The sequence below is a fragment of the Clostridioides sp. ES-S-0010-02 genome, assembly GCA_020641055.1.
In the GTDB taxonomy this organism is placed as follows: domain Bacteria; phylum Bacillota; class Clostridia; order Peptostreptococcales; family Peptostreptococcaceae; genus Clostridioides.
The window spans coordinates 863,286-876,784 of the sequence record CP067345.1 but is presented as its reverse complement, the minus strand read 5'-3'; the positions used below and the strand labels follow the sequence as shown (position 1 = coordinate 876,784).

The following is a 13,499-nucleotide window of genomic DNA, read 5'->3' as shown; positions in this document are numbered from 1 at the left end:
ATGTATATTATACATAAAAATTAATTCAAAAAAGGAGATTTTAACTATGAGTATCTATTATGTACCACCAATAAACTTACTTGGAAAAGGGTGTCTTATTGAATCTAAAGACTCAATTAAATCCTTAGGCACTAAAAAAGCATTTATCGTTAGCGATAAATTTCTAACTTCAAATGGTACTGTAAAAAAAGTAACAGATATGTTGTCTCAAATAGGTGTGAACTTTGCTATTTATGATGAAGTTAAACCAAACCCAACTGTGACTAATGTCAATAATGGACTTGAAATACTAAAATCAGAAAATTGCGACTTCGTTATAACTATAGGTGGTGGTTCTCCACAAGATTGTGGTAAAGCTATTTCTATATTAGCTACCAATGGCGGTGACATTAGAGATTATGAAGGTGTAAATAAAACTTCTAAAAAATGTCTTCCTATAGTTGCTATAACTACTACTGCTGGTACATCAGCTGAAGTTACAATAAATTATGTTATAACGGATGAAGATAGGCATGTAAAAATGATAATGGTTGATACAAATGCACTAGCTACAATGACAGTTAATGACCCAGAATTAATGATTAGTAAGCCAGCTAATTTGACAGCAGCTACTGGTATGGATGCACTGACTCATGCTATAGAAGCTGTAGTGGCTAATGGAGCTTATGATGTTACAGATTCAACTGCGCTATATTCTATAAAGCAGATATTTGAATATCTTCCTAGAGCTGTTAAAGATGGTAATGATATAGATGCTAGAGAACAAATGTGTTATGCTTGTTTTCTAAATGGAATTGCTTTTAGTAATGCAGGTCTTGGAAATGTACATGCTATGGCTCATCAATTAGGAGGTTTATATGATTTACCTCATGGAGTATGTAATGCTATGTTGCTACCAATAGTTGAAGAAGAAAATGCTAAATCTGCACCTTCTAAATTCCGTCCAATAGCTGAGATTATTGGAATGAATATACATGGCAAATCAGATAAGGAATGTGTTGATTTTGTAATAGATAAAATAAAAGCTCTTTCAGAAGAGGTAGGAATTCCAAAATCTTTAAAAGATGTTGGTGTTGATAATCCTAATTTTGAGTTGCTTGCTGAAAATTCTATGAAAGATGCTTGTGCTGGAGCCAATCCTGTTTTCTTTGATAAAGACAAAATTATAGAATTATTTAAGAAAATCTCTTAATATAATCACACTTATAAATTAATTATGTATATTTATAAGGGAGTGTCTCAAAATATTTTTATTTGATTATAGACACTCTCTTATTATCTAAACTAAATCCATATTTTTAATTTAATTTCAAACTCTTTAAAATTAATAAATAGTATTTTTAATGAATTATAACTGTTGTTGTGTCTGGTATATTGTCATATATCCACTTAGCATTTTCTGTACTTAGTCTTATACATCCATGGCTAAGAGCTTCACCAAGCCTAGCATCTATTATATAACTTCCTGTTGAATTATATAACACAGAATGATAATAATACCCACCTTTAATTCTAGTAGCGTACTTAACTGAATACTCATCTGTTCCAAAAGAAGGTTTTCTCCCACTTATATAAAAAATACCTGTTATAGTTGGAGTTTCAGGTTTACCTATAGTACATTCCCATTTATATAATTGACCCCAACCTCCATTATCTTTCTTAAAAATATAAGTGTATTTATTTTTAAGGTCTGTGGTAATTAGATAGTCACTAGTACTTTTAATGTTATTTTCATTAACAAATTTAGTCATATCAGTGTAAAAATACTTATAATCTAATTCATTAGGTTTATTTCCATCACTTGACAAGAAATAATTAAAAACATAACCTGTTTTATCATCATATATAACTTTACTCCAGTCCCCTTCTACCTGTAGAACTTCGACTCTAGACTTTTCAGGAATTACTGTAATTATAGTAGAAGTTGTAGACTTATCTTCTCTTAAATTTAAATTACTCCAAGCATATTCGCTTACTGATATTAAATCGCTGTATACATACCCTTCTTGAAAATTGTAGATTACTTTAATCCAATCATCTTCTTCATCTAGAACCTCTAATTTAGAACCTTTAGGTATTACAGTTATAATACTTGAACTTGTAGATTTCGCAGACCTCAAATTTACATTTACTAAAGCATATTTATATATAGGTGCTCTGTATTTTTTAATGTTTATTTTAAATAGCTTCACACATACCCATCCTCTCATATGTCTTTTTACAATACTTTATGAAATTCGATATATATTCGTTCTTCTATTTTTAAACTTACTCTGTATAATTAAAGGTTATTATCCATTTAAATTTACAATATTACAATCTTTAATATATTCTTCAATTATACTTCTAGCTACATTAAAATAACTTATACATTTATCAACTATAACAGCATCACTGCTAACTACTCTATCAAGTTTTTCTAATATAACATCTGCATTTTTTACTAGCTCTACTTCTGTTTCAATTTTCCATACCCTGGCATGTTCTAATATCTTATATCTTAGATTTCCAGAATTAGAAACTGGTGCATCTAAGTAAAATTTAATTTTTGTAGCCTTATATTTATTAAAAAACTTTCCTATTAGATTTAAAGCTTCTTCTGTTTTATCTATAATTTTATATGTTCCTCTAAGACCTGCTAAATCTCTTATATTTCCATCTCTACCTATGACTAGAGTTCCTCCAGATAATGCTACTTCTAGAGCTATTATCAAATTAAAACCATCTATGTATATAATTCCTTCATTTATTTTATCTAAGGAAAGTATCTTTGATTGTCTTATTTTATTTTTTTCATCAGTACATACTGCTCTCTTTAGTGCATCTCTTTGTCTTATTGAAAACTGATATCTATCTCCCACAAAAGTTACAACTGGGTCTATTTTATAATCTCTATTTATTAACCACTCTATTTCTTCTTGAGCCTTTACAAGTCTTACAAGTTCTTTACTTGAAAACCATCGTTTATCACTCTCATCAAAGCCTCTTTTAGATATTTTATTCATAGAGTATTTCACCGCCTTAATATGAAGTTTGCTAATATTATCTTATCCATTTATATTATTCAATATTTAGATTATACCTTTTAATACTCTCTTAAATACAAAATAATTACTTTTTTACTATATTTATACTTTATAATGTAAAGAAAGGATACTATTAGTAAATTCTCATAGTATCCTTTCTTTAAAATTTATTTATAATGATAATTTTAGGCTTTATTTATATATTACACTTATTCTATACTTCCTTTATCATATTAGGAGATAAAACATCATTAAGAGCCTCTGTCATAGTTGGATGTGCATAAACACGGTCTCTTAAATATGTATATTCTACTTCTAAATCTACGGCTAACTGAATTAAATGTATAATCTCACTAGAATCTTCACATATCATGCTAGCACCAAGTATCTTATTGGAATTTTTATCTATTACGATTTTTATAAATCCATCTGTCTTTCCAATTTGTTTAGCTCTTGGAATTGCCTCAACTGGCATCTTTGCTACTAATACATCATATCCTTTTTCCTTTGCTTGTTTAACATTAAGACCAACTCTTGAAAATGCTGGACTTATGAATATAGCATTTGGTATATTTTTTCTATTACTAGTCGTTCTAGTCTTATTTCCAAATAATTGATTGATTATTATACGATAGTCATCTAGTGATATATAAGTAAATTGAGGACCTCCATTTATATCTCCTATAGCCCATATGTGTTTTTTATTAGTTTTAAGGTTATCTGATACTTTAATAAATCCTCTTTCATTTAACTCTATGCCTGCATTTTCAAGTCCTAAACCTTCAGTATTTGCTTTTCTACCTGTAGCAACAAGTATTATATCACTTGTTATTTCCTTTAATTCACTATTTATATCATATTCTACTGTAGCTAAATTAGAAACTTCCTTAATCTCTTTTACCTTTGCATTATTTATAATTTTTACATTTCTCTTTTCAAGTAATTTTATTATTTCTTCTGAATCTTCAATATCTTCATTTGGTAAAATCCCATTATTTGAATTTAATATTGTAACTTCTGTTCCAAAGGAACTATAGATGCCTGCAAATTCTAAACCTATAAACCCAGCACCTATAATTGTCATTTTTTTAGGTAAGGTTCTTAAATTCATAAGAGATTCACTATTATATACTATCTTATTGTTTTCAATACCTTTTATATTAGGTATAAATGATTTTGAGCCAGTATTGATAAATATATTCTCTGATACTAATTCATAAACTTCATTTTCAGTTTTTACTTCTACTGTATTTTCATCAATAAAAGTCGCCATTCCTGTAAATATAGTTACATTATCATTTGAATTTAATTTATTATAGTTAGCTTCTCTAAGCTTTGTAACCAAAGTTTCTTTTTTTTCTATAGCTTTTGCATATTCGATTTGTGCATCATTCCAAGAGTTTATATTTTTTACATTGTTTGCTGAATTTTCTAAGCTTTTAGTTGGGATACATGCTACATTTATACATGTTCCTCCATACATTTTATTTGACTTTTCTACTAAAGCTACCTTTAATCCTCTATTAGCTAAATCTCCTGCTAATGTCTTTCCACCTTTTCCAAATCCTATTATTATTGCATCAAATGTTTTTTTCATATAAATTTCAACCCTTTCCTCTGTTATTTATACTCTTACTATAACAAGATTTTCTAGGTGGTACAATTAGGTACTTTTTTGTAACCTTCTATATTAATACTTTTTATTTTTTTGATTTTCAATGAAAGACATCATAGTCTCTTTATTCATTGCTCCTGGAATGTACTGTGTTACATATCCTTCTTTATCAATTATAAATGTAGTTGGAAAAGCATTAATTCCATATTGATATGCTAATTCTCCATCTTCATCAAGTGCAACGGGAAAAGTATAGCCTTCATCTTTTAAAAAGTTAATTACATGTTCTCTTGAACCTTCTCTACCTAAATTAGGTGATGCTACACCTAAAATTACTACATCTTCATTATTTTTCTTATAATCCTTGTACAACTGCTCTATATGAGGCATTTCCTCTTTACATGGAGGACACCATGTAGCCCAGAAATTTAAAAACACAACCTTACCTTCATAATCACTTAATTTATGTGTTTTACCATATTGGTCAGTTAAAGTAAAATCAATAGATTTTATTCTCTCTTCATCATTAGAGCCGTTATCACTATTTTCATTATTAGATTCTTTTTTATTATCTCTGTTACCAGACTCTTCTTGTGTATTGCCATTAGAATTTCCTTGTTTATTATCTTCTTGATTCACACTTTGATTATTTTCAACTTTATTTTTTTGTGGAACATTAAAATGCTTGCTCACACTTTCAAACCCATTTATCATCATTAATATTCCTGATATTATAAGTATAGCTCCACCTATCTTTTTAATAATTTCCATATTAGATTTTATTTTATCTATAGTCTTAAATAACTTACTATAGAACATAGCTGTAATTATAAATGGCAAAATAAATCCAATGGTATATACTACTATTAAAAGATTTGCATTCAAATGATTAGTTGAACTAGAAACCATTACTAATACAGATGCTAATATTGGCCCAATACAAGGTGTCCACCCAAAACTAAATGTAAAACCAAGTAAATATGCTGTTATTGCTCTCATTTCTTTAAACTTTACATTTAATCTTTTTTCTCTATTTAGTATTGAAGACTTAATTATTCCCATATAAAACAATCCCATGATAATAATTATAATCCCACCTATAAACATTATTAAGTCTTTATTCTCATTAAAAAACATACTCAATACTCTTACTGATGAACCTAATATAAAAAAGGTTGTTGAAATTCCTAGAGTAAATAAGATAGTATTTTTAAATAGAGAACTTTTTATAAAATTAGTTTTTCCTTCTTTTAAATTTTCCACACTACTATTTGACAGTATACTTAGATAAATAGGTAGTATTGGTAATATACATGGCGAAAAAAACGATAATATCCCTTCTATAAATACCACAAATAAATTTATATTTTGCAAATTAAAGCTCCTCCTCATTCTATTTACATTATTACAATAAAAAATTATGTCCTTTTATTGCTTTTACTTTTATTCTCACGATAGCCTAATTAAGTCACTGTAAATTCAAAAGTAATTTAAAAGCTTACTTATCGCAATTTAAATTATTATTGCTCCACATAATCATCTTTTCCATAACAGGAAGTAATAGTACCCCTGACTCGCTTAAAAAATATGTTGATTCTACAATATTATTAATTGATTTTTTATTGTTGATTATAATTCCTTGCTCAATTAAAAAATCTAATTGTTGAGTCAACATTTTCTTACTACATTCTGGAATGGCTCTTTGTAATTCTCCAAATCTTTTTTTATCTTTTTGTAACTCCCATATTATTATAGCTACCCATTTTTTACCTAATATGCTTGATAATGCCTCTACTGGACAGTCATATATCATATCATCTATATTATACATTTTATCTCCTCTTTCTTTTTATTAATTATTAAGACATGCTTTTATTTAATTTATAAATGTTACAAATGTGTTGAGATTTACTAGTTTAAGGTTGTTAATATATATTTTAGTTTTAAAATATTTCTGAGGTTTCATATAATTACTATATCAGTTTTATAAATGCATCACAATTGGGTACTTTTTTGTAACTACATATTTATAACTACATAAAATATTTATAACTACATAAAATTAAAGTTAACTATATTAAATAAATTTAGCTCTTATATAATAATTCTTTATCTAAGTTCTTTATCCTGTTTTAATAATTTCTATATACAACATCAAACCCATACCTTGATATCTACCCAAAATTATACAAATTAAAAAATCTGACAGATATTTATCTGCCAGATTATTAAATGATAAACTTGCTTTTACACTTATAAATCTAATAATATTGAAATAACTTCAAAAGGTGCTATTTCATATATTTGTTGTTCCTCTAATTCTTCTATTGCATTTATAACTTTCCCGTTTCTATCTTTAAATATTTGCTCATCTAATATCAACTTCTCACTTGTTGGATTTTCTAACCTTATTACAAACTTCTCTTTATCATAGTAAGAAAGATAACATGCTGATACAAGATAATTTTCTGGTAAAGATATTATCTCTAACTCTCTGTTCACAGATTTTTCAACAATTGACCTTTGAATCTTATTATCTATACGATATAAAAAGAAGTTATAATCCTGTAATTGATAATTTATAGATTCTTGCAAATAGTTATGAGTTAAACTTGCAACTTCTGATTCATCAAAAGATTTAGAACTCATATATATTGCAAATGAAAACTCTACTTCTCTAAGTATTTGTGCCTTTTCAGTTTTAATTCTGATATGTCCCTTTTTAGTGGTATCTCCAGAAGCACGTCCTGGTCTATATAATAAATCAGGTTTTCCTAATTCATCTGTAGTAGCAAGTAAAGTCAACGCTATTTCATCATTGACATGTTGATACTCCTTTATTCCTCTAGTAAAGACAGTACAACTTCTCTTATCATTAGTAAGTGTAATATTACTTTCCAAAGGTTCTAAATCTATAGGCATTTCACTATAAGTATTTTCCCAATTACTTAAAACCCCATTTTCTCTTGTTATATATCCAAATGGTAATGATGCTATATTTTTATTATCATTTATATCCGTTTTTACATGAACACGTAATCTATGATTACATATTGTATTGTTGACATGAAGTTTTACCTCTATCAATGGATTATCTTTTGATAAAATAATGCTAGCTCTTACATTTAATTTTCCATTGAGATTTTTATCTTTTCTATCTTCCAATGTAAGTGGTAGTAAAGTTGTACCTTCAACTACTATCTTTTCATATCCTAATGTTCTTTTTGTCGAAACATTATTAAACAAAAGTTCTATCTCGTCATCGTCTTGTAATGGTGAGAAATCATAAGTATCTCCTGCATTTCCGCTATCTTTTAAAGTTAAAAAGTTTGATATATAAGTTCCATCTTTAAGTTGTAAATCCAAGCTTCCATCTTTATATATTACCTTGTATTTATCGTTAGATATAAAGGTATCATTAGACTCACTAAGTGACAACATCTCTTTATTACTTGTTTCAAAACTAATAACTTTATAACCAAGTGCAGGAAGTTGTATATTTATTCTTACTTTTAGTATATAATAACCTGGTTCTTCAATAAATATATTACCAGCAGGTGTCTCTTCCAATACATTTTCTCTTGGTTGTATGTAAGTTTCTTCAATTATAGTAGCATCTAAATTTTCTTTAAAACAAATATTTTTACTATCACTCACTACTTGTATTTCTTTATATCCATTAAATCTTTTAGCTTCTGAATTAAACACTAATACATCATTTTGAGATAACTTAAGCCCTTCTGAAATTTTCTTTACAATAGTGTTTTCAATACTATCACAGATTTCATTAGCTTCTCTTATACGGTGAAGAATATCATCTGTTACAGTATCAGTTACACAACCAGCCAAACTATCATGAGCTTGCCCCTCTAAAAGCTTTTTCCATGTGTTTATTAATAATTGATTGCTTATTTCTATTCCACTCTTTTTAGCAATTACTAGTAATGGCTCTATTCTCTTAATTAATTTATTTTCAAGTTTATCACATGCTAATTTTATATCCATTCTACTAGAACCAATTGATTTATGTATTCTTGCAAGCACTGGTTCTCTAAATTCACCTCTGTAGCTTTCTAATGATTCTATGGATTTTACATATTTCAAAAAGTCTTGATATGAACTTGTTATATAAGAATACTTTCCAATATTATTAATCTCTTCAACTTTATTTTTAAAATCACCTATTATATTTAATTGGTCATTTCCTGAAGGTATTAATACCTCTTCTACATCACTATATGATTTAATAAAATCAATAGCGGGGTCTAATCGTCCATTGACATACTTTGGTGAAGGTTCTAAAAGCATACCAGTTCCATATCCATGTGGCATATTTACAGCATATATATACTTTTCTCCATTTAAACTTTTCCATTTAAAATACGGTGATTGAACTTGCTTTCCTAAGTGGATACCCCTCCAAAAGAAAATATTATCAATCCCTACATGTCTTAATAAAATAGGCATCTGTGCATTAAAACCAAAGGTATCTGGTAAATACCCGATTTTCATATACTCACCATACTTTTTACTTTCAAATATTCCAATCATTAAATTTCTTAAAATAGATTCCCCTCTAGCGAAGAATGCATCTGTTTGTGTAAACCATGGTCCGATATATAATCTTTTTTCTTCTATTAATTTTTTAATACTTTCTATTTTTTCTTTATGTACTTGTGTATAATCATCCAAAATAGAAAGTTGTCCATCAAGTACAAAACTTACATCTGGATTACGCTCTAACTCATCAATTATATCTGTAAATAATTGCTCACTAAGTACTAATGCATCTCCAGAAGTAAAATACCACTCTCTGTCCCAGTGTGTATGATTAACAATATGTGCTTTTATCATTTATGCTCCTCTATTTCTTCATTTTAATATTTTTAGGCTGTAATCAAGACTCAACAATACTCAAAACTTATACTAACTATAAAATTTATATTAAACCTAAATTATTACTTTTCTTAAATTTTTATTGAATTTTAAGATTCCCATTCTGCTTCATCAAATTCATCATCTTCAAATTCATCATCTTCGATAACTGGATTTCCACGTAATATTATAACTAAACCTGCTACAATTACTGTTCCTACTGCAATTGATAATACATACATTGGCCAGTTTTCTACTGTAAACCATCCATAAAATCCACTAATTGGAGTTGCATTCACTGAACCTAATCCAACTGCCATAGCTGAGGCAATTGCTGTACCAATTACACATGATGGTATTACTTTTAATGGAGATTCTACTGCAAAAGGAATTGCTCCTTCACTAACTCCAATCAACCCCATTATAAGAGATGATTTACCAGCTTCACGCAGCTGCTTATTATATTTTTGTTTTGCTAATATAGTAGCAAGACCTAAGCCTAGTGGTGGTATAACAATTCCTACCATTGCTGCTGTATTAGGTGCGTAAATCCCACTTGTTAATAATGCAAGTGATGTTGTCAAAGCTGCTTTATTAACTGGCCCACCTAGGTCAACTGCCATCATTGCTCCAATAATAGCTGCCATCAATATTTGATTTGTACCTGATAATCCATTTAACCAATTTTCTAAGCCAGTATTTAATGTTGCAAAAGGAATGCCTATGACATAATTAATTAATATAACAGTTATTAATGTTCCAAATACTGGTACTATAAATATTGGTACTATTGAAGCTGCTGACTTTGGTAATTTAACATTATTTTTAATAAATAAACATGTATATCCTGCGATTAAACCAACTGCTAAAGCTCCTAAAAAACCTGCTCCAATATCCTTAGCAATCATACCTCCAACAAGTCCTGGTACTATAGCTAATTTATCAGCTATAGAAAATCCTATAAAGGCTGCAATTACAGGAAACATTAATCCTAAAGCAGTGCCTCCAAAACCATCTAAATCATGTAATAATCTAACAATACTACTAGCACTTTCTGCATATTTAACGTCCCATATATCTGGTATATTATATAAAGAACCCCCTACACGAGATATTGCCATTATCATAGCACCTGCAATTACTAATGGAATCATATATGAGATTCCTGTTAAAACATGCTTTTTTAACTCAGAGACTATCTTTTTTAACATTATATTTCCCTCCATTTATTTAGTGTCAATTAACTTTAGTGCATCATTGATTACCTTTTCTGCATCTTTTATAGGTGCATTAACTGGTACTTCTAATATTTCTTTGCCTTCAAAACGTTCAGCATTTCTAACTTTAGTATCTACAGCAAATATTACTACTTCTGCAATTTGCGCATCTTTTTCAGTTAATTCATTGTCAATTCCAGTTGCTCCTTGTGTTTCAACTTTTATAAGATGACCCATTTTTTTTGAAGCCTTCTTTAATGCTTGTGCTGCCATATATGTATGTGCAACCCCTGTTGCACATGCTGTTACTGCTATAATTTTTCTTTTCATCTCTACATTTCTCCCTCATTAAATATTTTAATTACTTCTTGTGCTGAATCAGCTAATTTTAATGCATCCACATTGTCATCATCCATTAACTTAGTTGCCAATTTAGACAATAAGACAAGGTGGTTACTGTCTTTATCAATGTTACTTATAGCCAACAAGAAAATGCTATCTACTGGTTTTTCATCTAAGGCTTCCCATTCAATTTTATTTTTGGATTTTGCAAATATTATAGAAGATTTCTTAACAGCATCACTTTTCCCATGAGGAATAGCAATACCATTCCCAATACCTGTAGTTGCATGTTCTTCTCTTTCTAAAACAGACTTAACATATTCTTCTTCATTATCCACAATCCCATTTTCAACAAATATACTACTTAATTTTTTTATTGTTTCTTCCTTGGTAGTTGCATCAAGATTAAAAACAATCTGCTCTTCCTTCAATACATCTGATATTTTCACTATATATTCTCCTCCATTAGCAAATCGTACACTTCTTTTGGTGAAGTTGCACTTAATATGTTATTTATATTTTTTTTATTGTCAATGAAGTCATAAAAAACTTCATATATTTCATCAAGCTCCAAATTTTTGTCATTTTCTAATGAAATAAAGAAAACAACTTCTACATTTTCATTTCCCCATATAATAGGATTTTTTAAAGTTGCAACAGATATATTAGATTTTTTAATATAACTAGGATTAGCATGAGGTGTAGCTATATATTGAAAAGATGTGTAAGATAAATTTTCTCTTTCAATTGCACTTTCAGCTATACCTTCTTTCGCATAACCTCTTTTTATTAAGTTATCTGTTATACATCTAATTACATCTTCATAATCTGATGCCTCAATATTTAACAAAATATTTTCCTCAAATATTAACTTTTTAAAAGATTTAGATTTTCCAGAAGTAGTTCTTGGAACATTTTGTATGTTTTTCTCTAAAGTTCTTATATCATTTTCATTTAAAATAGGGCTAACTACTATAGTTGGAATAGTTTCTAATTCTAAATAAATAGTACTGATTACTAAATCTGCATCAATTTTACTAGATACTAATTCTTGGACAGAAAGTATCTTTTCAATCTTTACCATAGGGAAGTATTTTTTTAACCTTGCAGATAATAACCTAGAAGAACCTAACCCTGTACTACATACTAGAATTACCCTAATGCTTTGTGGTAGTTCTTTCATTCTTTCTCTAAAAGCTTCAAAATGTAGTGCTATATAAGCACATTCGTCATCATTTATTCGAATATCATATATAAATTCAATTACTTTTTTCAAGTTTAAAGCTTGTTCAAATGATAGAGAAAAGTTTTGCTTAATTGTATTTACATATGGGTTTTTGATACTAAGACCATATGTCAATCTATTTATCGACGAATGTATATGTGTAGTTAATCCATCAATTAAATCTTTATCATAGGCTGTCTTATACAATGTATTTTTGATAATTTCTCGAAGATTTGAGATATTGTTTGTATTCGCTTCATAAGGTTTACTTGAATTACTTTTTAGTTCAGTAGTGTTTCTATGCTGGTCAGCAGCTACTAAGTGCAGATTTATATATCCAATTTCAGAATTTGGCAATAATATTGAAAATTTTTCTTCTAGTTGCTTTGCTAGATAATTTGTATTTGGCATTTGATTATTTTCTATCTTATTAGTATATAAATTTTCTTCTATATATTCACCTTTTCTAATTCTTTCTACTGCTATAGCTAAATGAATAACCAGTGATTGAAATTCATAATCAGAAAACTCAAATTTTCTTTCCTCACTAAAAGTTCTAAGAATCTCAATAATGATAGATAAATCATCCTCAAAAAAGATACCATTCACATCTGCTTGTATCTTCTCAAAAGCTTGATAAAAACTTTCTTGTTCTTGCTTAATATACCAATTTCTACTCCAAAATTTATGTATAAACTTAGCAGTAAGCTGTCTTTTGTCTCTTTCACTTATATTCAATTTAATTCCTTTACTAGGTTTCTTATATATAGAAACTCCTTCACTTTTTAGTAATTTTTCAACCTCAGCTAAATCTCTTTCAATTGTTCCTCGACTTATATATAATTCTTCAGAAAGTTGTTGTATAGTAATATAATCATTACTTTTTAACAAAATTGAGTATATATATATAACTCTCTCCTCTCTTGTTGTAGGAATTTGACTTCCTTTATTATCTAGGTAAGGAAGTATTTTTCTTAAATCTCCTTCAATATAAACACCTATTTTAGGTTTTCTCACTAGAGAAAGACCTATCTTTTTAAGTACTATTTCTACTTCTTTGAGAGATTTTGAAACTGTTTTTTCTGAAACATCTAAATCATCTGCTATTGCTTTAACAGTTGTATGACCTTCTTTTAATAAAAACTTTATTATTCTAATTTCACGATTTTGAATCATATCAGTTAACATTTTCAAACTTA

The 13,499-nt window shown here is 28.2% G+C and carries 11 protein-coding genes; 1 reads left to right on the top strand and 10 read right to left on the bottom strand.

Going from position 1 to position 13,499, the window contains the following annotated elements; all coding sequences use genetic code 11:
- Positions 1-46 precede the first annotated feature (46 nt).
- Entirely contained in the window at positions 47-1,192 is a 1,146-nt protein-coding gene (locus JJC01_04385) for an iron-containing alcohol dehydrogenase (GenBank protein UDN59105.1), read from the top strand.
- A gap of 148 nt (positions 1,193-1,340) precedes the next feature.
- On the opposite strand, the gene JJC01_04380 is transcribed toward JJC01_04385, so the two are convergent.
- The 10 genes from JJC01_04380 to JJC01_04335 all read right to left on the bottom strand — a co-directional run bounded on the left by JJC01_04380 (position 1,341) and on the right by JJC01_04335 (position 13,488).
- Positions 1,341-2,210, bottom strand: a complete 870-nt coding sequence (locus JJC01_04380) for an SH3 domain-containing protein (GenBank protein ID UDN59104.1) — start codon at positions 2,208-2,210, stop codon at positions 1,341-1,343.
- An 81-nt stretch (positions 2,211-2,291) separates the two neighbouring features.
- A complete protein-coding gene (locus tag JJC01_04375) occupies positions 2,292-3,005 on the bottom strand; it encodes a DUF434 domain-containing protein (protein UDN59103.1) in 714 nt (237 codons plus the stop codon).
- A 235-nt stretch (positions 3,006-3,240) separates the two neighbouring features.
- Entirely contained in the window at positions 3,241-4,623 is a 1,383-nt protein-coding gene (locus JJC01_04370) for an NAD(P)/FAD-dependent oxidoreductase (GenBank protein ID UDN59102.1), read from the bottom strand.
- 93 nt (positions 4,624-4,716) lie between these two features.
- Complete coding sequence (locus JJC01_04365; protein UDN59101.1) at positions 4,717-6,015, bottom strand: redoxin family protein; 1,299 nt, start codon at positions 6,013-6,015, stop codon at positions 4,717-4,719.
- 124 nt (positions 6,016-6,139) lie between these two features.
- Entirely contained in the window at positions 6,140-6,472 is a 333-nt protein-coding gene (locus JJC01_04360; protein ID UDN59100.1) for a helix-turn-helix transcriptional regulator, read from the bottom strand.
- Between the two features lie 422 nt (positions 6,473-6,894).
- The gene (locus JJC01_04355; protein ID UDN59099.1) at positions 6,895-9,495 is read right to left on the bottom strand and encodes an alpha-mannosidase; all 2,601 of its coding nucleotides are present in this window, start codon (positions 9,493-9,495) and stop codon (positions 6,895-6,897) included.
- A 131-nt stretch (positions 9,496-9,626) separates the two neighbouring features.
- Positions 9,627-10,727: a PTS fructose transporter subunit IIC gene (locus tag JJC01_04350; GenBank protein UDN59098.1), complete on the bottom strand. Its 1,101-nt coding sequence runs from the start codon at positions 10,725-10,727 to the stop codon at positions 9,627-9,629.
- 15 nt (positions 10,728-10,742) lie between these two features.
- Positions 10,743-11,063, bottom strand: coding sequence for a PTS fructose transporter subunit IIB (locus JJC01_04345; protein ID UDN59097.1), 321 nt, complete (start codon positions 11,061-11,063; stop codon positions 10,743-10,745).
- A gap of 2 nt (positions 11,064-11,065) precedes the next feature.
- Positions 11,066-11,524 (bottom strand): PTS sugar transporter subunit IIA, encoded by a 459-nt coding sequence (locus tag JJC01_04340; protein ID UDN59096.1) that lies wholly within the window; start codon positions 11,522-11,524, stop codon positions 11,066-11,068.
- Positions 11,524-13,488, bottom strand: coding sequence for a transcription antiterminator (locus JJC01_04335; protein ID UDN60122.1), 1,965 nt, complete (start codon positions 13,486-13,488; stop codon positions 11,524-11,526). Before JJC01_04335 ends, JJC01_04340 begins: the two co-directional genes overlap by 1 nt.
- Positions 13,489-13,499: the final 11 nt, after the last annotated feature.

Excerpts from the sequence above, each read along its gene's own strand:
- JJC01_04385 (UDN59105.1), top strand. The coding sequence starts at position 47 with ATGAGTATCTATTATGTACCACCAATAAACTTACTTGGAAAAGGGTGT.
- JJC01_04380 (UDN59104.1), bottom strand. The coding sequence starts at position 2,210 with ATGAGAGGATGGGTATGTGTGAAGCTATTTAAAATAAACATTAAAAAA.
- JJC01_04375 (UDN59103.1), bottom strand. The coding sequence starts at position 3,005 with ATGAATAAAATATCTAAAAGAGGCTTTGATGAGAGTGATAAACGATGG.
- JJC01_04370 (UDN59102.1), bottom strand. The coding sequence starts at position 4,623 with ATGAAAAAAACATTTGATGCAATAATAATAGGATTTGGAAAAGGTGGA.
- JJC01_04360 (UDN59100.1), bottom strand. The coding sequence starts at position 6,472 with ATGTATAATATAGATGATATGATATATGACTGTCCAGTAGAGGCATTA.
- JJC01_04355 (UDN59099.1), bottom strand. The coding sequence starts at position 9,495 with ATGATAAAAGCACATATTGTTAATCATACACACTGGGACAGAGAGTGG.
- JJC01_04350 (UDN59098.1), bottom strand. The coding sequence starts at position 10,727 with ATGTTAAAAAAGATAGTCTCTGAGTTAAAAAAGCATGTTTTAACAGGA.
- JJC01_04345 (UDN59097.1), bottom strand. The coding sequence starts at position 11,063 with ATGAAAAGAAAAATTATAGCAGTAACAGCATGTGCAACAGGGGTTGCA.
- JJC01_04335 (UDN60122.1), bottom strand. The coding sequence starts at position 13,488 with ATGTTAACTGATATGATTCAAAATCGTGAAATTAGAATAATAAAGTTT.